Origin of the sequence: Microbacterium sp. K27 (genome assembly GCF_004794435.1) — a bacterium.
Taxonomy (GTDB): domain Bacteria; phylum Actinomycetota; class Actinomycetes; order Actinomycetales; family Microbacteriaceae; genus Microbacterium; species Microbacterium maritypicum_A.
The window spans coordinates 50779-72455 of record NZ_SSDK01000031.1 but is presented as its reverse complement, the minus strand read 5'-3'; the positions used below and the strand labels follow the sequence as shown (position 1 = coordinate 72455).

The 21677-nt window shown below is 70.0% G+C and carries 20 protein-coding genes; 16 read left to right on the top strand and 4 right to left on the bottom strand.

Translation table 11 applies throughout. The annotated features are described in order from the left end of the window. Entirely contained in the window at nucleotides 1-1707 is a 1707-nt protein-coding gene (locus DW307_RS03895) for a cytochrome b/b6 domain-containing protein (RefSeq protein WP_205810355.1), read from the top strand. A 33-nt stretch (nucleotides 1708-1740) separates the two neighbouring features. After that, nucleotides 1741-2892: an acetyl-CoA C-acetyltransferase gene (locus tag DW307_RS03890; protein ID WP_136024019.1), complete on the top strand. Its 1152-nt coding sequence runs from the start codon at nucleotides 1741-1743 to the stop codon at nucleotides 2890-2892. A gap of 82 nt (nucleotides 2893-2974) precedes the next feature. Here DW307_RS03890 and DW307_RS03885 read toward each other — a convergent pair whose 3' ends face one another. Then, the gene (locus DW307_RS03885) at nucleotides 2975-3484 is read right to left on the bottom strand and encodes a GNAT family N-acetyltransferase (RefSeq protein WP_029267742.1); all 510 of its coding nucleotides are present in this window, start codon (nucleotides 3482-3484) and stop codon (nucleotides 2975-2977) included. A 131-nt stretch (nucleotides 3485-3615) separates the two neighbouring features. Between DW307_RS03885 and DW307_RS03880 the strand changes: the two genes are divergently transcribed. The 10 genes from DW307_RS03880 (at nucleotide 3616) to rocD (ending at nucleotide 15631) form a co-directional block, all read left to right on the top strand. Next, nucleotides 3616-4176 (top strand): acyl-CoA thioesterase, encoded by a 561-nt coding sequence (locus DW307_RS03880; RefSeq protein WP_136024015.1) that lies wholly within the window; start codon nucleotides 3616-3618, stop codon nucleotides 4174-4176. 130 nt (nucleotides 4177-4306) lie between these two features. Beyond that, nucleotides 4307-4687 (top strand): hypothetical protein, encoded by a 381-nt coding sequence (locus DW307_RS03875; protein ID WP_136024013.1) that lies wholly within the window; start codon nucleotides 4307-4309, stop codon nucleotides 4685-4687. Nucleotides 4688-4885: 198 nt separating this feature from the next. Further along, the gene (locus DW307_RS03870; protein WP_136024011.1) at nucleotides 4886-6439 is read left to right on the top strand and encodes a Re/Si-specific NAD(P)(+) transhydrogenase subunit alpha; all 1554 of its coding nucleotides are present in this window, start codon (nucleotides 4886-4888) and stop codon (nucleotides 6437-6439) included. Beyond that, nucleotides 6436-7833, top strand: coding sequence for a Re/Si-specific NAD(P)(+) transhydrogenase subunit beta (gene pntB, locus DW307_RS03865; RefSeq protein ID WP_021200348.1), 1398 nt, complete (start codon nucleotides 6436-6438; stop codon nucleotides 7831-7833). Before DW307_RS03870 ends, pntB begins: the two co-directional genes overlap by 4 nt. Before the next feature lie 103 nt (nucleotides 7834-7936). Continuing rightward, on the top strand, nucleotides 7937-11587 hold the full coding sequence (locus tag DW307_RS03860; RefSeq protein WP_136024010.1) for a proline dehydrogenase family protein: 3651 nt from the start codon (nucleotides 7937-7939) through the stop codon (nucleotides 11585-11587). An 81-nt stretch (nucleotides 11588-11668) separates the two neighbouring features. Next, entirely contained in the window at nucleotides 11669-12103 is a 435-nt protein-coding gene (locus tag DW307_RS03855) for a hypothetical protein (protein ID WP_029259524.1), read from the top strand. Further along, a complete protein-coding gene (locus DW307_RS03850; protein WP_136024008.1) occupies nucleotides 12103-12333 on the top strand; it encodes a helix-turn-helix transcriptional regulator in 231 nt (76 codons plus the stop codon). Before DW307_RS03855 ends, DW307_RS03850 begins: the two co-directional genes overlap by 1 nt. Then, on the top strand, nucleotides 12330-13343 hold the full coding sequence (locus DW307_RS03845) for an NAD(P)-dependent alcohol dehydrogenase (protein ID WP_136024006.1): 1014 nt from the start codon (nucleotides 12330-12332) through the stop codon (nucleotides 13341-13343). Before DW307_RS03850 ends, DW307_RS03845 begins: the two co-directional genes overlap by 4 nt. A gap of 171 nt (nucleotides 13344-13514) precedes the next feature. Continuing rightward, nucleotides 13515-14393, top strand: coding sequence for a dimethylargininase (gene ddaH, locus DW307_RS03840; protein ID WP_021200304.1), 879 nt, complete (start codon nucleotides 13515-13517; stop codon nucleotides 14391-14393). Next, on the top strand, nucleotides 14390-15631 hold the full coding sequence (rocD, locus tag DW307_RS03835) for an ornithine--oxo-acid transaminase (protein ID WP_021200303.1): 1242 nt from the start codon (nucleotides 14390-14392) through the stop codon (nucleotides 15629-15631). Before ddaH ends, rocD begins: the two co-directional genes overlap by 4 nt. Nucleotides 15632-15745: 114 nt before the next feature. Here rocD and DW307_RS03830 read toward each other — a convergent pair whose 3' ends face one another. From DW307_RS03830 to DW307_RS03820, 3 genes are all read right to left on the bottom strand, one after another. Further along, the gene (locus DW307_RS03830; RefSeq protein ID WP_021200302.1) at nucleotides 15746-16033 is read right to left on the bottom strand and encodes a hypothetical protein; all 288 of its coding nucleotides are present in this window, start codon (nucleotides 16031-16033) and stop codon (nucleotides 15746-15748) included. Between the two features lie 63 nt (nucleotides 16034-16096). Beyond that, the gene (locus tag DW307_RS03825) at nucleotides 16097-17431 is read right to left on the bottom strand and encodes an MFS transporter (protein WP_031207541.1); all 1335 of its coding nucleotides are present in this window, start codon (nucleotides 17429-17431) and stop codon (nucleotides 16097-16099) included. 5 nt (nucleotides 17432-17436) lie between these two features. Further along, nucleotides 17437-17877, bottom strand: coding sequence for a MarR family winged helix-turn-helix transcriptional regulator (locus tag DW307_RS03820; protein ID WP_021200300.1), 441 nt, complete (start codon nucleotides 17875-17877; stop codon nucleotides 17437-17439). Nucleotides 17878-17936: 59 nt separating this feature from the next. On the opposite strand from DW307_RS03820, the gene DW307_RS03815 reads away from it, so the two are divergent. The 4 genes from DW307_RS03815 (at nucleotide 17937) to DW307_RS03800 (ending at nucleotide 21672) form a co-directional block, all read left to right on the top strand. Then, nucleotides 17937-18674, top strand: a complete 738-nt coding sequence (locus tag DW307_RS03815; RefSeq protein ID WP_021200299.1) for a copper homeostasis protein CutC — start codon at nucleotides 17937-17939, stop codon at nucleotides 18672-18674. Nucleotides 18675-18729: 55 nt separating this feature from the next. Further along, on the top strand, nucleotides 18730-19581 hold the full coding sequence (locus DW307_RS03810) for an alpha/beta fold hydrolase (RefSeq protein WP_029259852.1): 852 nt from the start codon (nucleotides 18730-18732) through the stop codon (nucleotides 19579-19581). Between the two features lie 212 nt (nucleotides 19582-19793). Further along, nucleotides 19794-20585 carry a DUF1684 domain-containing protein gene (locus DW307_RS03805; RefSeq protein WP_240750474.1) on the top strand — a complete coding sequence of 264 codons (792 nt, stop codon included), beginning with the start codon at nucleotides 19794-19796 and terminating at the stop codon, nucleotides 20583-20585. A 37-nt stretch (nucleotides 20586-20622) separates the two neighbouring features. Beyond that, on the top strand, nucleotides 20623-21672 hold the full coding sequence (locus DW307_RS03800; RefSeq protein WP_136024004.1) for a lipoate--protein ligase family protein: 1050 nt from the start codon (nucleotides 20623-20625) through the stop codon (nucleotides 21670-21672). Nucleotides 21673-21677 lie beyond the last annotated feature (5 nt).

The following is a 21677-nucleotide window of genomic DNA, read 5'->3' as shown; positions in this document are numbered from 1 at the left end:
ATGGCGACGCGGATGCTGCGACGCGGTCTGCCGCGTGTACCGGGCGGGGAGCCCTGGCCCCCCGCCGATGCGGCGGCTGTGGAGGAGCCGGCGGTTGCCGTGGCAACCGAGGCTCCGACGTCGACAGAGGTCGAGCCTGCGGCGGCGTCGGATGCCGTCCCCGCCGACCGCGAGTCCGTCATAGCGGTGGATCAGGCAGCCGTGGCCACCGCAGCACCGACCGGGAGCCCCGCTCCCGCGGCGACCGCCGGAGCAGCGCGAATCCGTCGCGGCCTGCCACGCGTGCCGGGCGGAGAGCCCTGGCCGCCATCGGTCGCCGTCGCTCCCGCCGCCGCCGTGGCGACCCCCGCTCCGCAGACGACGCAGCCGGTATCGGCTGTCGCGACAGCAGTTCCCGCATCTTCGGCGACCGGGAGCGCACCTGCGACGGCTCGTGCCTCGACCGCTGCCACGACCGCACCCCCGACCGCACCCTCGCCCGCCGTCAGCGCACCCGAAGCGCCGATCGCTGCCGCAGGCGGTGTCCGCCGTGGCCTGCCCCGAGTGGTCGGCGGCGAGCCGTGGCCCGCCGCAGACACCGTCCCGCTCGCACCTGCTGTCGCGGCATCCGTCGAGCCCGTGGCTCCGGCGCCGGTCGCTCCTGAGAGCACCGGGCCGGAGAGCACCGGACCGGAGAGCACCCCGGTCGTCGCGGCGCCCGTGACCGCACCCGCCATCGCCGACGTCGCGACCCCGCTGCCGTGGACGCGCACGGTCTGGAACGGGCGCGCGCCACGTCGCATCGCCGAGGCACCCGCCGCTGCGACCGGTCGACGCCGTCCGACGTGGCCCCAGGCCATCGCCGTGCTGTTCGGCGCCGCCGCGCTCGGAGTCCTCGCGGGCGCCGCCATCGCGTTCGTGCGCGCACTCCTGAGCTTCCCGTTCATGCAGGACTTCCTCGCAGCCTTCCCGGGCGAGTACGAGCCGGGGATCGCGGTCGAACCCGGATTCTCGCCCTGGGTCGGCTGGCAGCACTTCTTCAACATGTTCCTGATGGTGCTGATCATCCGTTCCGGGCTCCAGGTGCGTACCGAGAAGCGGCCGACCGTCTTCTGGACGCCCCGCGGCAACGCCAAGGGCAAGATCAGCCTGAACCTCTGGTTCCACCAGTCGCTCGACATCCTGTGGCTGGTGAACGGCGTGATCTTCGTGGTGCTGCTGTTCGTGACCGGTCACTGGGTGCGCATCGTGCCGACGAGCTGGGAGGTCTTCCCGAACGCGCTGTCGGCGGCCCTCCAGTACGTCTCGTTCGACTGGCCGCACGAGAACGGCTGGAACAACTACAACAGCCTGCAGCAGCTCGCCTACTTCGCGACCGTGTTCATCGCCGCGCCGCTGGCGGCGATCACCGGATTCCGCATGTCGGGGCTCTGGCCGAAGAAGGCCGAGAAGCTGTCGAAGGCCTACCCGGTCGAGTGGGCGCGCGCGCTGCACTTCCCGATCATGCTCTACTTCGTGGCGTTCATCATCGCCCACGTCGCCCTCGTGATGCTCACCGGCTTCCTGCGCAACCTGAACCACATGTTCGCTTCGCAGGACGCGGTCACCTGGACCGGATTCTGGGTGTTCATCCTCTCGCTCGTGGTGATCGCGATCGGCTGGGTGGCCGCCCGGCCCCTCGTGCTCGCGCCCATCGCGAAGGCGTTCGGCAAGGTCTCGGGCCGCTGACGTCACCGCGTCTCCCGCGACGGAAGGAAGATCATGGTCGAGGCATACATCATCGACGCGGTCCGTTCCCCGGTGGGGCGGCGTGGGGGATCGCTCTCCGGCATCCATCCCGCTGATCTCGGGGCACACAGCCTGCGGGCGCTGGTCGACCGCGTCGGTGTCGATCCCGCCGCGATCGACGACGTCGTGCTCGGCACGATCGACGCGATCGGCGGGCAGTCGGGCAATGTCGCACGCACCGCCGCTCTGGTCGCCGGATTCCCCGAGCACGTGCCCGGCGTCACGATCGACCGTCAGTGCGGATCGAGCCAGCAGGCCGTGCACTTCGCGGCGCAGGCCGTGATGAGCGGTGTGAACGACCTCGTCATCGCGGGCGGTCTGCAGAACATGTCGCAGGTGCCTCTGACCGCGGCCGCGACCGTCGGGGAGCAGTACGGTTTCACGACCCCGTACGCGGAGTCTCCCGGGTGGCGCGAGCGCTACGGCGATCAGGAGATCTCGCAGTTCGCCGGTGCGGAGATGATCGCCGAGAAATGGGACATCTCCCGTGCGGAGATGGAGCAGTTCGCCCTGGAGAGCCACCGTCGTGCGGCCGTCGCTCAGGACGAGGGGCGTTTCGCGAACGAGATCGCGCCCCTGAACGGCCTCGCCAACGACGAGGGGGTGCGGCGGGACACGACCCTGGAGCGGATGGCCGGACTCGCACCGCTGCGGGAGGGGGGACGGATCACCGCTGCCGTGTCGTCGCAGATCAGCGACGCCTCCAGCGCCGTGCTCATCGCCAGCGAACGGGCGGTGCGCGAGCACGGGTTCACGCCCCGCGCGCGCATCCATCGGATGACCGTTCGCGGTGCCAGTCCGGTGCTCATGCTCACCGCGCCCATCCCGGCGACCCGGCACGCTCTGGAGAGCGCGGGACTCGGTGTCGCCGACATCGACCTGTTCGAGGTGAACGAGGCCTTCGCGCCCGTCGTGCTCGCCTGGATGCGCGAGCTCGACGCCCCGCACGAGAAGGTCAACGTCAACGGCGGGGCCATCGCCCTCGGGCACCCCATCGGTGCGACCGGCACCAGACTGCTCACGACCATGCTGAACGAACTCGAGCGCACCGGCGGCAGGTACGGCCTGCAGGCGATGTGCGAGGGTGGCGGCATCGCGAACGTGACCATCATCGAGCGCCTCTGAGCCGGAGCGACCGGAACCGACAGCGAGAACGGGCCGCCTCCGAGGGGAGACGGCCCGTTCTGCGTGCATGCGCGGCGGTGTGTCAGGGGCGGACGAAGCGCACTTCGGTCAGCGTCTCGCCGAGGAACGGCTCCGTGTGCGATGCTCCGTCGAGGTGGAATCCGTTGCGCGTGTAGAAGCGGTGCGCGCGGGGGTTGTCCTCGGCCACCCACAGGTACAGCGGCTCGTCCTTCTCGACGGCCGCGTCGAACAGCTTCTGACCGATGCCGGTCGAGTGCCACGCGTCGAGCAGGTAGATGAAGTACAGCTCGCGGAACGCGGGGGCATCCTTGTCGCGGGCAGGACCGGAGCCGACGAAGCCGACGATCTCGCCGTCGACGAGCGCGGCGTTCATCTTGAACTCGGGGCCCTGCGAGGCCCAGTGCGTCCACAGCTCGGCCATGCGGCGGGGCGAGACCTTCTCCAGTGCCGCCTTGCTGATCAGGTGGTCGTAGGTCTCGTGCCAGCACTGCGCATGCACGCGACCGAGGGCTTCCGCATCCACATCACGGACCGGACGGACGATGACTTCAGGCTGGGCTTCGGCGCTCATGTTCGTGACTCTACGCGCGGCGTCCACGAAGAGGAAATCGAGGGGATGTTCGATGACGCCCGATACGCGGGCATGGAGGGTTCGCACAATGATGTTCGCGAATCGTGCACGCCTGGCTACGATCATTCTTCGTGAACGTGATCTGGCGGACCCTCCTGGTGATCCTCGGCGCTCGCCGCCGCGTGCGACGGGGGAGGACTCTCGATGCGTCGTCGGTCAGCAGCATCCGCCTGACCACGCTGCCGACCGACATCGACATCCTGCGCCACATGAACAACGGGCGCTATCTGTCGCTCTTCGACCTCGGACGCTGGGATCTGCTGATACGCACCGGGCTGTTCGACGCGATGAAGGACCGCGGCTGGTACGCGGTCGTCTCCAGCGAGACGGTCACGTTCCGCAAGTCGCTCCAGCTCTGGCAGCGGTTCGAGGTGCAGTCGCGCTTCATCGGGCACGACGACAAGGCGGTGTTCCTCGAGCACAGGGCCGTCGTCGACGGAGAGATCTACGCGCGGGTGATCGTGCGCTCGCGCATGTTGCGCCGTACCGGCGGCACCGTCAGCAACGAAGAGCTGTTCGCCGCCGTCGGCAAGCCCGAGGGCGTGCCGGAGATCGATGCCTGGGTGCATGACTGGGCCGCGGCATCCGCGCTCCCGCCGGTTCGCGTGAAGGCGCCGAGCGTCTGGGGCTGAGCGGTTCTCGACACCCCGGGCGGGCGGACCTTAGGGTGGGTGTCGCGCGAGACGAGCACGGTTGAGCGCGATGACGTCGGGAGGATCCATGCCGCAGGAGCGCCCGCGAGCAGATCGGGAATGGATGCCCGTGACGATCGTCCTCCCGATGCTGCTCTCGGCGACTCTCGTCGCGGCGTGGATCGCGGCCGGGTTCATCCTGGTCTGGCTCTTCCGCGCCTTCCCCACGCCGGCGAACGGGACATCGTCGATTCTCTGGGGCGTCGTGGTGCTGCTCGGCCTTCTGATGAACATGACGATCCTCATCGGGCTCGCCCGACGCACCGCGTGGATGCGGTGGGTCGTCGTGGTGCAGGCGCTGGCGATGATGGCGCTGCTGATCGCGACGCCGTTCGGACTCTGGGCGGTGCTGGTCTGCGGCGGTCAATCGGTGCTGCTGTTCCTTCCGCCATCGCGGAGGTGGTTTCGCGGCCGACCGATTCCGCAGGCCGCGCTCGTCGAAACCTCCTGATCCGAACACGATCGCTTCGCCGCCGGGGGAGCGCCCCGAGATCTTCCTCCTCCGCTTTCCGTAAGAACCCCGCTTCTTTCCCTGTCACAGAGCCGAAGGACGGGCGCTTCCGGAGCGCTCCTCAGTACTCTGAGCGGGAAGTCAGGGGCGCAGACGCCCCGGTGATCCCGTCGACGCAGACGGGCGGAGGAGGAAGTAGTGGCAGTCATCGGCATCGTGCGGGAGCCTGCGGGCGAAGCGCGGGTCTCGGCCACCCCGGCGACGATCGCGTCGCTCGGGAAGCTGGGCCACACGGTCAGAGTCGAGCGGGGAGCGGGCGCTGCGGCCTCGTACCCCGACGCCGAGTACGCGGCGGCGGGTGCGGCGCTGGTGGATCGCGCAGAGGCCTGGGGGAGCGAGATCGTCCTCGCGATCACAGCTCCCGGGGCGGAGGAGATCGCCCTCCTCTCCGATGACGCCACCCTCATCGCCCTGCTCTCACCGGCACTGCGCCCCGATCTCGTCCAGTCGCTCGCGCAGCGCGGCATCACGGCGCTCGCGCTCGATGCGGTGCCGCGCATCTCGCGGGCGCAGTCGATGGACGTGCTCAGCTCGATGGCGAACATCGCCGGGTACCGGGCCGTCGTCGAGGCCGCGCACGAGTTCGGCCGCTTCTTCACGGGGCAGGTGACCGCCGCGGGCAAGGTGCCGCCGGCGAAGGTGCTGGTCGCGGGAGCCGGAGTCGCGGGGCTTGCGGCCATCGGCGCGGCATCGAGTCTCGGTGCGATCGTCCGCGCCACGGATCCGCGCCCCGAGGTCGCCGACCAGGTCACCTCGATCGGTGGCAGCTACCTCCCGGTCGACGTCGAGGTCGCGGCCTCCACCGACGGCTATGCCAAGGCGACCAGCGCGGACTATGACCGCAGGGCCGCCGAGATCTACACCGAGCAGGCCGCCGACGTGGACATCATCATCACCACTGCGCTGATCCCCGGACGCGCGGCGCCGCGCCTGATCACGGCATCCGATGTCGCACAGATGAAGCCGGGCAGCGTGATCGTCGACATGGCCGCGGGCCAGGGCGGCAACGTCGAGGGCTCGGTCGCGGGCGAGCGCGTCGTCACGGACAACGGTGTGATCATCCTGGGCTACACCGACCTGGCCTCGCGTCTGGCCGCACAGGCCTCCCAGCTCTACGGCACGAACCTCGCCAACCTCGTGGCGCTGCTGACGCCTGCGAAGGACGGGCGGCTGGTGATCGACTTCGACGATGTCGTGCAGCGCTCGGTCACGGTCGTGCGCGACGGCGAGGTCACCTGGCCCCCGCCTGCCGTGCAGGTCGCCGCCGCTCCCGCCCCGAAGGCCGCGGCGGCGCCGGTCGAGGTCGCACCGCCGAAGAAGATGTCCGCCGCCCGCAAAGTCACGCTGATCGTGGTGGGCGTCGCCGCGCTGTTCGCCGTGAACGCGTTCGCCCCGGCCCCGCTGCCGCAGCACTTCACGGTGCTCGTGCTGTCGGTGGTGATCGGCTTCTACGTGATCGGCAAGGTGCATCACGCGCTGCACACCCCGCTCATGTCGGTGACCAACGCCATCTCGGGAGTGATCGTGGTCGGCGCGATGCTGCAGATCACGTCGCCGCTGCCGGTGGTGCAGGTGCTCGCCGCGATCGCGGTGCTGCTGGCCTCCATCAACATCTTCGGAGGGTTCGCGGTGACCCGACGAATGCTCGCGATGTTCACACTCGGGACATCGGCGAAGGGCGGCCGGAAATGACCGTCGACGCGCTCGCCGGGGCGGCCTACATCGTCGCCGCCCTGCTGTTCATCCTCAGCCTCGCCGGCCTCAGTCGCCATGAATCCGCCCGCTCCGGTGTTGTCTACGGCATCGCGGGCATGGCGATCGCGCTGGTCGCGACGGTCGCCCTCACCATGGCCGACGCATGGAGCACCGGTGCCTTCCTCGGGCTGGGCCTGCTCGTGGCCGCGGTGCTGATCGGGGCGGCCATCGGGCTCTGGCGAGCGCGGGTCGTGGAGATGACCGGCATGCCCGAGCTCATCGCGCTCCTGCACAGCTTCGTCGGCCTCGCCGCGGTGCTCGTCGGCTGGAACGGCTACCTCGCGCACCCGGAGATCGCCCCCGAGCTCGTCGGCATCCACAACGCCGAGGTGTTCATCGGGATCTTCATCGGCGGCGTCACCTTCACCGGGTCGATCGTGGCGTACCTCAAGCTCTCGGCGAAGATGTCGTCGAAGCCGCTCATGCTCCCGGGCAAGAACGGGCTCAACATCGGGGCTCTCATCGCGTTCGTCGCCCTGACCGTGTGGTTCGTGAACGACCAGCAGCTGTGGCTCCTGATCGCGGTCACCGTGCTCGCCTTCGCCCTGGGCTGGCACCTGGTCGCCTCGATCGGCGGCGGAGACATGCCGGTCGTCGTCTCGATGCTCAACAGCTATTCGGGTTGGGCCGCCGCCGCGGCGGGGTTCCTCCTGAACAACGACCTGCTGATCGTCACGGGCGCGCTCGTCGGATCGTCGGGTGCGTACCTCTCGTACGTGATGTGCAAGGCCATGAACCGCTCGTTCCTCTCCGTCATCGCCGGGGGATTCGGGGTCGCGGCGCCGACCTCCGACGACACCGAATACGGCGAGCACCGCGAGATCACCGCCGAGGGCGCGGCGGAGATGCTCGTCGCCGCCGACAGCGTCGTCATCACCCCTGGCTACGGCATGGCCGTCGCACAGGCGCAGTACCCCGTCGCCGATCTGGTCCGGCGGCTCCGCGAGCGGGGCGTCGATGTGCGGTTCGGCATCCATCCGGTCGCGGGACGGCTGCCCGGTCACATGAACGTGCTGCTGGCCGAAGCCAAGGTGCCGTACGACATCGTCCTGAGCATGGACGAGATCAACGACGACCTCGCCTCCACCTCGGTGGTGCTGGTCATCGGCGCGAACGACACCGTGAACCCGGCCGCTGCCGAGGACCCGGGGAGCCCGATCGCCGGGATGCCGGTGCTGAAGGTGTGGGAGGCCGAGAGCGTCATCGTGTTCAAGCGCTCGATGGCCGCCGGGTACGCAGGGGTGCAGAACCCGCTGTTCTTCCGCGACAACGCGTCGATGCTGTTCGGAGATGCGAAACAGCGGGTGGAGGACATCATCGCGGCGCTCTGAATCCGTTTCGAATCGCGCAGATGACGGCATCCGAGCGGGAAAAGCGACCATTTGCGCGATTTGAACGGCGGGAGGATCCTGCTCCAGACCTAGGCTGAAATCCATGGCAGACCTCCCGCCGGATGCCGTGGCATCCGCACCCCTCGCAGACCGTGCCGTCGAGCTGGCTCGGCGGTGGGCGATCGAGGCCGCGGCGATCGAACCCGACCCCGCGGCCGCACGGCTCGCGGGCGTGCTGCAGGACACGAACGGGCTGCCGTTCACGCTCGGCTTCGTCGACGGCGTCATGCGCCCGGAGAGCCTGACCGCGGCCGCCTCGCAGCTGCATCGGATCGCACCGATCGTGCCGGAGTTCCTGCCCTGGTACCTGCGCTCGGCCGTGCGTCTCGGTGGTGGTGTCGCGCAGGTCCTGCCGTCACCCGTCGTGCCGATCGCCCGTCGGGTGCTCCGTGACATGGTCGGGCATCTCGTGGTGGATGCGCGACCTGCGAAGCTCGGGGCGGCGATCGAGCGGATCCGGGAGAGCGGCTCCCGTCTCAACCTGAACCTGCTCGGCGAGGCCGTGCTCGGCGAGACGGAGGCGCGGCGACGGCTCGACGGCATCCACGCGCTCATCCGGCGTCCCGATGTCGACTACGTCTCGGTGAAGGTCTCGGCGATCATCAGCCACCTCTCCATGTGGGCGTTCGACGAGGTCGTCGACGAGGTGGTCGAAAGACTGCTCCCGCTGTACCTGACGGCGGCGGCCGACGGCACCTTCCTGAACCTCGACATGGAGGAGTACCGCGACCTCGACCTCACGATCGCGGTCTTCACGCGCATCCTCGAGGACCCGCGCCTGGCCGGGCTCGAAGCGGGCATCGTGCTGCAGGCCTACCTGCCCGACGCCCTGCCCGCCCTGCAGGAGCTCACCGCCTGGTCGCGGGACCGTGTCGCGCACGGCGGCGCCCGCATCAAGGTGCGCCTCGTGAAGGGGGCGAACCTCGCGATGGAGAACGTCGAGGCCCGGATGCACGGCTGGACGCCCGCGACCTACGACACCAAGCTCGACACCGACGCGAACTACCTGCGCTGTCTGGATTGGGCTCTGCAGCCCGAGCACACCGCGGCCGTGAAGCTGGGCATCGCAGGGCACAACCTCTTCGGCATCGCGTATGCCTGGCTGCTCGCCGGAGAACGGGGGGTGCGCGAGGCCGTCGAGTTCGAGATGCTCCTGGGCATGGCCCAGGGGCAGGTGCAGGCCGTCTCGCGTGAGGTCGGCCCCGTGCTGCTGTACGTGCCGGTGGTCGAGCCCGCCGAGTTCGACGTGGCGATCAGCTACCTGGTGCGCCGGCTCGAGGAGAATGCTTCGCCGGAAAACTTCCTCTCCGCCGCGTTCCGGCTCGGCGAGGACGAGTCGCTGTTCGTGCGCGAGCAGGACCGCTTCCTCGATGCACTGGACAGGTCGGGCGACGCCACGCTGCGCATCGGACCGCGTCGCACGCAGGACCGCAGCGCGCCCGTGCACGAGTCCGTGCGGACGGCACCCGCAGCCCCGGTGCCCGAGACCGACCTCACCAAGGCGGTGCTCGGCATCTCGCGCGGATCCGACGACGGCGGGCGCGAGGCGTTCCTCGAGACCGCCGTGTACTCGGCGCGCGAGCTGGACCAGGATGCCGGTGGCGCTCCGGGCTTCTCGAACACGGTCGACACCGATCCTGCTCTCCCCGCGAACCGGGAGTGGGCACGCGAGGTGCGCGAGCGCATCGCCGCCTCCGATCTGGGAGACGCCACGATCGCGTCTGCACGGGTGTCCGATCCCGAGGATCTCGAGCGGATCGTGCAGGGCGTGCGCCGGGCCGCTCCATCCTGGGGTGGGCGGCCGGCTGCCGAGCGGGCCGAGGTGCTGCTGCGTGCGGCGGCCGCACTCGAGTCGCGGCGAGGGGACCTCATCGAGGTCGCGGCCTCCGAGACGGGCAAGGTGTTGGCGGAAGCCGACGTCGAGGTCAGCGAAGCCGTCGACTTCGCCCGCTACTACGCCGCCAAGGCGCGCGAGCTCGACGCGATCGCCGGCGCCGTGTTCGTTCCGGCATCCGTCACCGTCGTCACGCCGCCCTGGAACTTCCCCCTCGCGATCCCCGCGGGTGGGGTGCTCGCCGCGCTCGCCGCAGGTTCGGGTGTCGTCTTCAAGCCCGCTCCGCAGGCCCGCCGCTGCGCCGCCGTCATCGCCGAGACCCTGTGGCAGGCGGGGGTGCCGCGCGACCTGCTCGCGCTCGTCGACATCGAGGAGGGGGAGCTCGGCCGCGAGCTCATCACGCACGACGCCGTCGACCGGGTGATCCTCACCGGCGCGTGGGACACGGCGGCGCTGTTCCGCTCCTGGCGCTCCGATCTGCCGCTTCTCGCGGAGACCAGCGGCAAGAACGCGATCATCATCACCCCCTCGGCGGATCTCGATCTCGCGGTCGCCGACCTCGTCAAGAGCGCCTTCGGACACGCCGGGCAGAAGTGCTCGGCGGCCTCGCTCGCCATCCTCGTGGGACCGGTCGGACGCTCCGCCCGGTTCGCGCGTCAGCTGGCCGACGCCGTGCGGTCGCTGCACGTCGGGCAGCCCACCGATCCGCTGGCCGAGGTGGGCCCGGTGATCGACCAGCCGACCGGAAAGCTCGCGTGGGCGCTGAGCGAGCTGGAGGGCGACGAGCAATGGCTGATCGAACCGTCGCTCGCGGCGGGTGACGACGGCAGCCGACGTCTGTGGCGGCCCGGAGTGCGTGTCGGCGTCCAGCCGGGGTCGCGTTTCCACACCGAGGAGTTCTTCGGGCCGGTGCTCGGCGTGATGCATGCGCCGACGCTCGCGCGCGCCGTCGAGATGCAGAACGCCGTCGCCTACGGCCTCACTGCAGGACTCCACACCCAGGACCCGGAGGAGCTCGCGTTCTGGCTCGGCCGTGTGCAGGCGGGCAACCTCTACGTGAACCGCGGCATCACCGGAGCCATCGTGCAGCGCCAGCCGTTCGGAGGGTGGAAGCGCTCCTCCGTCGGCCCCGGTGCCAAGGCGGGCGGCCCGAACTACCTCATCGGTCTGGGGTCCTGGCGTTCCCTGCCGGGAGGGCCGGCCTCCAGCACGCTGCATCTGCGGGGACTCGACTCCCGCATCACCGCCCTCATCGAGGCGGCCCAGTCGTCGCTCGCCTACGAGTCGTTCGAGTGGTTGCGGCGCTCGGCCTTGTCGGATGCGCTGGCCTGGGACCGCGAGTTCGGGCAGGTCCGTGATGTCTCGCGTCTCGGCGTCGAGCGCAACCTGTTCCGCTATCGCCCGGTGCCGGTCGAGGTCCGCGCGACCGACGATGCGGCACTGCAGGATCTGCTGCGCGTCGTGATCGCAGGTGTGCGGTCAGGGGCGAAGTTCGTCATCTCGACCCCGGTCGGGGTGCCCGGCGAGGTGCGTCGCGCTCTCGGTGACCTGGATGCCCCGGTGTTCCTGGAGAGCGACGACGAGTGGCTGCAGCGGCTGCTGCGACAGGACGATGCACCCGAGGGCGTCGCGCTGCCGGTGAGCGATCGGGTGCGGCTGGTCGGCGGGCGGGACGGTGTCGCCGCCCTTCGCGCGAAGCTCGCCACGGCTTCCGCCGGCGACCCCGACCTGGCGGTGTACGACGGCGAGGTGACGGCCGCCGCCCGCATCGAGCTGCTGCCGTTCGTGCACGAGCAGTCGATCTCGATCACCGCCCACCGCTACGGCAACCTCGACCCGTGGAGCAGCGACGTGATCTGAGCCTGGTGTAAAGAATTCTTGACACCCCTCCCTGACGGACGTACGCTGAGCGTGTCAATAATCTTTTACATCGGAGTCGTCATGGTCTACGAAGAGCGCAATGCCTGGGCGGGACTCATCGTCAGCCCGATCGTGATGGTCGTCTACGTCGTGCTGGTGCTCCAGCAGGCCGGGGGAGGGCCGCTCACCGCTGTCGACTGGTTCCCGCTCATGCTGTGGGTGATCGGCGGCGGCATCGTCGCGACGATCATCCTCAGCGTCGGGTGGGGCATCATCGCGGGGCTGAGAGAGCCCGACGGTGTCGGCCGTTCCGACATCCGCGACCGCGACATCAGCCGCATGGGCGGCCGAGTGGAGCAGGCTTTCGTCGTGATCGCCGGTCTCGGGGTCATCGCGCTGTGCGCCGTCGGCGCCGATGTCTTCTGGATCGCGAACACCATGTTCGCGGGCTTCGCGGTGTCGGCGTTCATCGGCGGCATCGCCCGGGTGGTCGCCTACCGGCGGGGCCTCGTCTGATGGTCAAGCCCACCCGCGTCTCGAACACCATCCGCGCGCATCGCGAACACGCCGGACTCACCCAGGCCGAGCTCGCGCGCACGGTCGGCGTGACGCGCCAGACCCTCATCGCGATCGAGCAGCAGAAGTACTCGCCGACACTCGAACTCGCCTTCCAGATCGCCCGCGCGTTCGGCGTGGGGCTCGACGACATCTTCGAATACCCCGACACGTCAGGAGCATCATCATGAGCCGTTCGATGAAGGCGTGGCGTCGGGAGACGTACGGTCCGGCCGACGGCGTCGCCCTCGAGCGCATCCCGGTTCCGACGCCCGGCCGCGGCGAGGTGCTGCTGCGGGTGCGCGCCACGGCGTTGAACGCGGGCGATGTGCGCCTCCTGCTCGGCGATCCGCTGCTCGTGCGTCCGGTGTTCGGCATGACCCGCCCGAAGCACCCGGTGCGCGGGATGGAGGTCGCGGGCACCGTGGTCGCCGTCGGACCCGACGTCGTGGGCGCGGAGATCGGCGAAGACGTGGTGGGTGAGCTCGTCGGCGGCGGAGGTCTCGGCGAGTACGTGAGCGTTCCCGCCGCGCGGCTCGTTCCCGTCCCGATCGATATCGTCCCGGAGACCGCCGCGTGCCTCCCGGTGGCCGGGGGAACCGCCTGGCAGGCGCTCGACCTCGCGGGCGTCGGCCTCACGCAAGGTGCTCGCGCCGATGGCGCGCCGAGAGTGCTGATCATCGGTGCCTCCGGAGGGGTCGGCACGTTCGCGGTGCAGCTCGCAGCTCTCCGCGGCGCCGAGGTCTGGGCGACCTGTCGTGACCGCAATGCCCCCCTGATCGAGCAGCTGGGTGCCGTGCGCACCTTCGACCACCGGACGTCGCCCCTGAGCGCGCTGCCGGACGGCCGATTCGATGCGATCGTCGACATCGCCGGAGGGATGCCGTTGCGGGAGCTGAAGCGCCTCGTGGTGCCCGGCGGCACGGTCGTACTCGTCACGGGCGACGGGGGACACGTGCTCGGCCCGATCCCGCGGATGCTCCGCGCGGTGTTCCTGTCGATCGGCTCGCGGAGCATCCGACCACTCGCCGCGACGCCGCGTCCCGAGGTGCTGGCGAAGCTCCTCGAACTCGTCGCCGATGGCCGCGTCGTTCCCGTGATCGAGCGGGAGTACCCCTTCGCCGAGGCATCCGCCGCTCTCGCCCGTCTGGAAGCGGGCCACACCGTCGGCAAGCTGGTGGTCACCGGCTCCGCCCTCTGATCCGTTCCTGCCCGTCGGCGCTCTGGCGGCGTACAGGGGGCGGGTGACAGAATGGACCGCGGCGTGCCCGAGTCGCATCTTCCCCGACGCCCGCTCGATCGAGCGAAGGGTCGAAGGACCGCCGGGCCCCTGGACAGCGTCCGCCGCGCCCGTCCCACGAGGAGAGCACCCATGTCGACGCCTGAAGCCGCCGTCTCCACCGCCCCCGCCCGCACCGCGCACCACCGCCGCTATCTCATGTGCAAGCCGGAGCACTTCACGGTCAACTACTCCATCAACCCGTGGATGGAGCCGACCAAGCCCACCGACACCGCCAACGCGGTCGCGCAGTGGCAGAAGCTCCACGACCTGTACATCGAGCTGGGCCACGAGGTCGAGCTCATCGAGCCGCTTCCCGGCTACCCCGACATGGTCTACACGGCCAACGGCGGATTCCTCATCGACGGTCGCGCCTACGTGCCCGAGTTCCGTTTCGTCGAGCGTCAGGGCGAGTCGCCGGCCTTTGCCGACTGGTTCCGTGCCGCCGGCTACGACACGGTGATGCCGAAGGAGGTCAACGAGGGCGAGGGCGACTTCCTGCTCGTCGGCGACGTGATCCTGGCCGGTACCGGCTTCCGCTCCACGGGCGACAGCCACCGCGAGGTCGGCGAGGTCTTCGGGCGCGAGGTCGTGTCGCTCAACCTGGTCGACCCGCGTTTCTACCACCTCGACACCGCGATCGCCGTGCTCGATCCGGTGCAGGGTGTGGAGAACGGCGGCCCGGAGCGCGCGAACATCGCCTACCTCCCCGGCGCCTTCGACGACGCCAGCCGTGCGATCCTCGAGGAGCGCTTCCCCGACGCGATCCTGGTCTCTGACGAGGACGGTTCGGTGTTCGGCCTGAACTCGGCGAGCGACGGCTACAACGTGGTCATCTCGCCGCGGGCGAAGGGCTTCGAGAAGCAGCTGCGCGAGCGCGGCTACAACCCGATCATGGTGGACCTGTCCGAGCTGCTGCTCGGCGGCGGCGGCATCAAGTGCTGCACGCTCGAGCTGCGGGGTGCGAAGTGACCGCGGTCGACGAGACCACGGGAACAGCGACCCCGGGTACAGCGGCCACGGCGGGAGAGGCGGGCACCGAGCCGCACGTCGCCCACAACTACCACCCGCTGCCGGTGAACATCGCCCGCGCGGAGGGTGCGTGGGTGACCGACGTCGAGGGCAAGCGTTACCTCGACCTGCTCGCGGCGTACTCGGCCGTGAACTTCGGCCACCGGCATCCGGCCCTCGTCGCCGCGCTCACCGAGCAGCTCGGCCGGGTCACGCTCGTCAGCCGTGCGTTCCAGAGCGACCGGCTGGAGCCGTTCGCCGCGGCGCTCGCGGAGCTGGCGGGCAAGGATCTCGTGCTGCCGATGAACACCGGTGCCGAGGCCGTCGAGACCGGCATCAAGGTCGCCCGCGCCTGGGGCTATCGCGTCAAGGGCATCCCCGAGGGCAAGGCGCGCATCATCGTCGCGGCCGGCAACTTCCACGGCCGCACGACGACGATCGTCAGCTTCAGCGACGACGACACGGCGCGTGACGACTTCGGCCCCTACACACCGGGCTTCGATGTGGTGCCGTACGGAGATGCGGATGCGATCGCCGCGGCCATCACCGACGACACGGCGGCCGTGCTGGTCGAACCGATCCAGGGCGAGGCCGGTGTCGTGATCCCGCCGGAGGGCTACCTCCGCCGCATCCGCGAGATCTGCGACGAGAAGAACGTGCTGTTCATCGCCGACGAGATCCAGGCGGGGCTCGGCCGCGTGGGCGAGACCTTCGCGTGCGATCGTGAAGGCGTCGTGCCCGACCTGTACCTCCTGGGCAAGGCGCTCGGCGGCGGCATCCTCCCGGTATCCGCCGTGGTCGGCGACGCCGACGTGCTGGGCGTCATCCGACCGGGCGAGCACGGGTCGACGTTCGGCGGCAACCCGCTGGCCGCGGCCGTGGGCCTGCGCGTGGTCGAGATGCTGCAGACCGGTGAGTTCCAGGAGCGGGCGCGCGCACTCGGCGCCCACCTGGAGCAGGCGCTGCAGCCGCTGATCGGGCACGGCGTCACGGCCGTGCGCATCGCCGGGCTCTGGGCCGGCGTCGACATCGATCCCGCGAAGGGCACCGGGCGTCAGATCGCCGAGAAGCTGCTCGAACGCGGCGTGCTCGTCAAGGACACGCACGGACAGACGGTGCGCATCGCTCCGCCGCTCGTGATCCGCGCGACCGAGCTCGACTGGGCGGTGGAGCAGCTCAAGCTCGTGCTGGGCGCCTAGGCCCGACGCGCAGAACCCTACCCTTGCGGCTCGACGCGACACGAGCAACGCCACCGCAGGGGAGGGCCGTCTCTGGGGATGGACGGCTGGCGGTGGCGTTGCCCTCGTGCACGCTCAGGCGGGCGGGGAATCCGGATCGAGCGTCTTGAGGGTGTCCTCTTCGGCGGCGTTGTCCGCGTCGAGCTGATCCTCGGTGTGCTCGTCGCCACCGAGCGCTGCGCGATGGCCCTGGCCGGCGTCGCCCTGGATGGCGCCGCCCGTGGATTCGCCGCGCGAGCTGTCGCCCTGGATGGCGCCGCCGGTGCCGTCGCCCTGGCCGGAGTCTTCGTCCGGTGCTCCGACGCCGGGCGCGCCCTCTGCCGGATCCTGCGGATGGGGGGTGCGTTCCGTGTTCTCGTCCATGCACAGACGGTACGACCGGTCGCCCCGGGTCGTGCAGGGCGTTGACAAATCCCGCGACGAGGGTCAGTCTCCGAGATCGCGCTTCTCGGCGGTGCGGATCGGCGTGGTCACGGCGGCCTCGTCGCTGAACTCGATCGGGTCGACCTCGATCACGCGAAGCGGGCGGGTCTCGTCGAGCGTGAGCAGGAACCGGCGGTTCTCGTCCCGGCGGAGTCGGCCGGAGGTCGCGACCCAGATCACCCCGATCGCGCAGGCCACGAACCCGGCCGTGCCACCGAGCATGATCGCGGCCCGCGGGCCGAACGTGTCGGCGACCCATCCCGCGATGGGGGCCCCGATGGGGGTAGAACCCATGATGACGGCCATATACAGGGCGAGCACGCGTCCGCGCAGAGCGGGGTCGGTCGTGATCTGCACGTAGCCGTTGGCGGTGGTGAGCAGCGTCACGATCATGAAGCCGGTGAAGGTCAGAGTGACGGCGTAGGAGGCATACGTGGGCATGGCCGACGACACGAACGCGGCGATGCCGAAACCTCCGGCAGCGAGGATCACCACGCGCACTCTGGCGCGATCGCGCCGGGCGGCGAGGAGCGCCCCGATGAGGGATCCGATCGCGAGTACCGAGCTGAGCACGCCGTAGCCGTCGGCGCCCGCGCCGAACTCGAGCGCCATGGTCGAGGCGAAGATCGGGAAGTTCATGCCGAAGGCGCCGATCAGGAAGACCGTCACGAACACCACGCGCAGGTCGCTGCGCCCCCACACGTACCGGAACCCGTCGGCGAGCCCCCCGCGATTGCGGTTCTTCAGACGTGGGGCGAGCAGGCTGCGGCGCATGAGCAGCAGGGCGAGCAGCATCGCCAGGAACGTCGCCGCGTTCACGATGAACACCCAGCCCGAGCCGATCGCCACGATCAGCAGGCCGCCGACGGCGGGTCCGACCATACGGGCGAGGTTGAACGACGCGGAGTTGAGGGCCACCGCGTTGGAGGTGTCGCCGGTGGAGACCATGTCGGAGACGAACGCCTGTCGAGCCGGAGCGTCGAACGCGTTCACGATGCCGAATCCGAGGGCGAAGCCGAACATCATCGGCAGGGTCATGAGGCCGCCGAGCAGCAGCGCGCCGACCGCGATCGCGAGGGCGAGCAGCGCCGACTGGGTGGCGAACAGGATGTGCCGCCGGTCGAAGCGGTCGGCCACCCACCCGGTCAGGCTCACGAGCACGAGCGGGGGCCCGAACTGCAGGGCCATCGTGACGCCCATCGCGGTGGCGTCGTTGTCGGTGAGCTCGGTGAGCACCACCCAGTCCTGCGCCGTGGCCTGCATCCACCCGCCGACGTTGGAGATCAGGGCGCCCGCGAACCAGATCCGGTAGTTGATGTTCGCGAAGGAGCGGAACATGGCGCTCATCGCTCCACCACCCGCCTCATCAGGGCGCTGGCTTCACGCAGCGTGGTCAGCTCGGCCTCGGAGTAGTCGACCTCGCGCAGCATGTCGGCGAGCAGCTCGTCGCGACGGCGGATGGTCTCGACGACGATCTCGCTGCCGGCCTCGGTGATGTCGACCTGCACGCGGCGGCGATCGTCCTCATCGGGGGTGCGCACGACGAAGCCCTGCTCTTCGAGGCCGTTGATCGTGCTGGTCATCGACGGTGCGGTGACGCGCTCGCGCTGGGCGAGGGTCGAGATCGTACGGCGTCCGTTCATGCGCAGGTCGGCGAGCACCGCCAGCTGCGCGTCGCTCATCGAGTCGGCGGCGCGGGCGCAGCGAAGGCGGCGGGCCAGCCGGAACGTGGCCATGCGAAGGTCTGTGGCGGTGAGGTCGAGGGATTCATCAGACGCAGACATTACTTAGATAGCCTATCTAATTTTCCGGATGCCGGCAGGAGAGCGGGCACAATGGAGGGGTGACCCGATCGCTCGCCTTGGAAATCGCCGTGCAGGACCCCGCCGGAGTGCGGATCGCCAAGGAGGTCGGCGCTGCACGCGTCGAACTCGCCACCGCCCTCGCCCTCGGCGGACTCACCCCGTCGCCGGCGACGCTCGAACTCGCCGTCGAGGCGGCAGGAGCCGACGGCCCCGAGGTGCACGTGCTGATCCGCCCACGCGCGGGTGGATTCCACTACGACGACGACGAGCTGGCGGTCGCCGAGCTCGACGTGCGCCGTGCGATCGCCTCCGGTGCCTCCGGTGTGGTCATCGGTGCCCTGGATGCCGACGGGCGTCTCGACCTGTTCGCGATGGCGCGTCTGCGTGATGCGGCCGGGGGAGCGCCCGCCACGCTGCACCGTGCGATCGATGTGACGGCCGACCCTGTCGCGACACTGCAGAGCGCCCGCGAGCTGGGCCTGCGTCGTGTGCTCACGTCCGGGGGAGCGTCCGCGGCGATCGACGGCATCGACACGCTGCGTGCCCTCGTCGCCGCAGCCGAGGGCGAGATCGAGATCATGGCGGGCAGCGGCGTCGACGTGGCCAGCGCCCCGGTTCTGGCGGCGGCGGGGGTCGATGCGATCCACTTCTCCGCCAAGCGCGCCGTGACCCAGGACGGCGGCGTGCGCATGGGCTCCGCCTCCGACGGGGTCGGCGGATACGAGGTCACCGATCGCGACATCGCCTTCGCGATCCGGGATGCCCTCGCGCGGTAGCCGCCCGCCTCGCCCGGTAGCCGCCCTCTCGCGTGATGGGTAGGCTCGCACCGTGATGGATACCCGTGAGTTCACCGATGCCTATGGCGTCGACATCGTCTACGACGTCCATCCCGCCGAGGGGACTCCCCGCGGCGTGGTGCAGCTGCTGCACGGCGTCGGCGAGCACGCGGGGAGGTACGGCGCGCTGATCGCGGCGCTCACCGCTGCCGGTTTCCATGTCTACGCCGATGACCATCGTGGACACGGTCGCACCGGCATCCGTCAGCACGGCGGCCCGGAGAAGCTCGGCCGTCTGGGCAAGGGCGGGCTGCGCGCGGCCGAGGACGCCGTCTGGCAGCTGACGGGCATCATCCGCGACGAGAACCCCGATCTGCCCCTCGTGCTGCTCGGTCATTCCTGGGGTTCGTTCCTGGCGCAGATGCTCGTCAACGACCACCCGGAAGCCTGGGACGCCGTCATCCTCTCCGGCTCGGCACTGCGGATGCCGGGGTCGCTCAACGCCGCGCCCCTGAACGCGCGCTGGGCAGGCGAGGGCGCGACCGGTCTCGAATGGCTCAGCCGCGACCCCGCCGTCTGGGCCGCGTTCGATGAGGATCCGCTGACCACCGACGTGCCACTGCTCAAGCTCTTCGGCCCGATCGAGGCCGCGAAGCTCTACGGTCGTCCGGCCAAGGACCTGGGACACGACATCCCGATGCTGCTGCTCGTGGGTCGCGACGACCCGGTGGGTGGACCCCGCAGCGTGCACAAGCTCGCCGACGAGTACCGCAGCCGTTCCGGTCTCACCGACGTCACGACGCTCGTCTACCCGGATGCGCGGCACGAGATCTTCGCCGAGCTGCAGCAGGAAGAGGTGCGCGCCGACGTGCTCGCCTGGCTCGACACGCACATCCCCGCGCGCTGAGACTCACGTCGCCATCGGCGAGACCCACGGCCCGCGCCCATACCCACCGTGGCGCGCGTACGTGAACATGGGTGTCGGCGGAGAGCGTGGGTCTCGGTGTGAGATCTTTCCGACGATGCCGGTATGACGCGGCGTTACGCGCGGTGAAGGCGTGTGACACGACCGCCTCGCCGGCCGCGGAGCCCCCGTAGATTCGGGGCAATATTCCGCGCATGAGCGAGGAGAGCCCCCGCTGTGCGGTTCCCTCGCCGGGAGGGAGCGCTCCGTTGAGCTTCGTGAAGGACTGGCAGGACTGGCACGCGTCACGCGAACGCTATGCGGGCTCGGAGTACGGTCCGTCGGCGCTCGAGTCGACGAACTGGCTCATCACCGAAGCGGCGGCCGTCGACGGCATCCCCGGGCTCTGGGCGCTCACCGGCGACGGGGGTATCCGTGGCAGCGAGCTCGGCCAGGCGGGATCCACCGTCGTGCTGCGCGGAAGCGAGAGCATCCGTCTCGGCCGGCGTGAGCTGCGGGTGTTCGAGCGCCACGGCACGCTCGCCCTGCGTGTGCTGAATCCGGCGCGCCCGCAACGCGAGTGGTTCACGGCGATCGACGCCTACGCCCCCGATGAGCGCTGGCGGCTGCCGGCCGTGTTCGAGGAGACCCCGGACGAGCGGATCGTGATCACCTCGGTCGACGGCGATGCGCGCGAGACTCCCGTCGCCGGGCGGCTGCGGTTCGAGCTGGCGGGGGCGCCGCAGACGCTCACCGTGACCAGGAGCGCTCAGGGCGCGTTGAGCGCGGTGTTCGCCGACGGGACGAACGGGCTCGAGACCTACCGCTTCCGCTTCCTCCCTGTCGACGAACCCGCCGCCGACGGCACGGCCGTGATCGACTTCAACCGCGCCTACCTGCCACCGTGTGCGTTCTCGGATCAGTTCGTGTGCCCGCTGCCGCCCGCCGGCAACAGGTATTCGACGCCGATCAGGGCGGGAGAGCGCGTGGTGGTGCTCGGAGGCTGACCGCCGGAACGAGGGCTGCGCGCCTTAAGCTGGAACCGTGCACGGTGAATACAAGGTCCCAGGGGGAAAGCTCGTCGTCGTCGACCTCGAGATCGAAGACGACCGGATCTCGCGCTTCCGCCTCGCCGGAGACTTCTTCCTCGAACCCGACTCGGCGCTCGACGACATCAACGCCGCGGTCGACGGGCTGCCCGTGGAGTCCGATGCGACCGCGATCGCGACCGCAGTGCGCGCAGCCCTCCCCGGCGGGGCTCAGCTGCTCGGCTTCACACCCGAGGCCGTGGGCACCGCGGTGCGCCGCGCACTCGTGACCGCCCCGGGGTGGCGTGACTTCGACTGGGAGATCGTGCACGAGAAGGCGGTCTCGCCGCGCATGAACCTGGCCCTCGACGAGGTGCTCACCTCCCGCGTGGGCGAAGGGCGCCGCCGACCCACCCTGCGCATCTGGGAGTGGGACGAGTCGGCCGTGGTGATCGGCTCGTTCCAGTCGTACCGCAACGAGGTCGACCCCGAGGGCGCCGCGAAGCACGGATTCGACGTCGTCCGCCGCATCTCCGGCGGGGGTGCGATGCTCATGGCCGCCGGGCAGATCATCACGTACTCGCTCTATGTGCCGGCATCCCTGGTCGCGGGGATGACCTTCGCCGACTCCTACGCCTTCCTCGACGACTGGGTGCTGCAGGCGCTGCGCTCGCTCGGCATCGACGCGGTCTACCAGCCGCTCAACGACATCGCGAGCCCGACCGGCAAGATCGGCGGTGCCGCCCAGAAGCGCCTCGCCAACGGCGGCGTCCTGCACCACGCCACCCTCTCGTACGACATCGACGGGCAGATGATGACCGAGGTGCTGCGCATCGGCCGCGAGAAGCTCAGCGACAAGGGCACTGCATCCGCCGCCAAGCGCGTCGATCCGCTGCGCAGCCAGACCGGACTAGAGCGCGCCGAGATTATCGAGCGCTTCAAGGACACCTTCCGCTCGCTGACCCATGCCGAGACCGGTTCGATCTCTGCGGACGAGTACGCCGACGCCGAGGCGCTCGTCGAGTCGAAGTTCGCCACCGAGGCGTGGCTGCATCGGGTGCCGTGACGGCG

What these genes read in the sequence shown, in the direction of transcription:
- DW307_RS03805 (WP_240750474.1), top strand. Translation starts at nt 19,794, where the DNA reads ATGAGCGAGGAGAGCCCCCGCTGTGCGGTTCCCTCGCCGGGAGGGAGC.
- DW307_RS03830 (WP_021200302.1), bottom strand. Translation starts at nt 16,033, where the DNA reads ATGGACGAGAACACGGAACGCACCCCCCATCCGCAGGATCCGGCAGAG.
- DW307_RS03850 (WP_136024008.1), top strand. Translation starts at nt 12,103, where the DNA reads ATGGTCAAGCCCACCCGCGTCTCGAACACCATCCGCGCGCATCGCGAA.
- DW307_RS03860 (WP_136024010.1), top strand. Translation starts at nt 7,937, where the DNA reads ATGGCAGACCTCCCGCCGGATGCCGTGGCATCCGCACCCCTCGCAGAC.
- DW307_RS03890 (WP_136024019.1), top strand. Translation starts at nt 1,741, where the DNA reads ATGGTCGAGGCATACATCATCGACGCGGTCCGTTCCCCGGTGGGGCGG.
- DW307_RS03855 (WP_029259524.1), top strand. Translation starts at nt 11,669, where the DNA reads ATGGTCTACGAAGAGCGCAATGCCTGGGCGGGACTCATCGTCAGCCCG.
- DW307_RS03825 (WP_031207541.1), bottom strand. Translation starts at nt 17,431, where the DNA reads ATGTTCCGCTCCTTCGCGAACATCAACTACCGGATCTGGTTCGCGGGC.
- DW307_RS03885 (WP_029267742.1), bottom strand. Translation starts at nt 3,484, where the DNA reads ATGAGCGCCGAAGCCCAGCCTGAAGTCATCGTCCGTCCGGTCCGTGAT.
- DW307_RS03845 (WP_136024006.1), top strand. Translation starts at nt 12,330, where the DNA reads ATGAGCCGTTCGATGAAGGCGTGGCGTCGGGAGACGTACGGTCCGGCC.
- pntB (WP_021200348.1), top strand. Translation starts at nt 6,436, where the DNA reads ATGACCGTCGACGCGCTCGCCGGGGCGGCCTACATCGTCGCCGCCCTG.
- DW307_RS03895 (WP_205810355.1), top strand. Translation starts at nt 1, where the DNA reads ATGGCGACGCGGATGCTGCGACGCGGTCTGCCGCGTGTACCGGGCGGG.
- ddaH (WP_021200304.1), top strand. Translation starts at nt 13,515, where the DNA reads ATGTCGACGCCTGAAGCCGCCGTCTCCACCGCCCCCGCCCGCACCGCG.
- DW307_RS03820 (WP_021200300.1), bottom strand. Translation starts at nt 17,877, where the DNA reads ATGTCTGCGTCTGATGAATCCCTCGACCTCACCGCCACAGACCTTCGC.
- DW307_RS03810 (WP_029259852.1), top strand. Translation starts at nt 18,730, where the DNA reads ATGGATACCCGTGAGTTCACCGATGCCTATGGCGTCGACATCGTCTAC.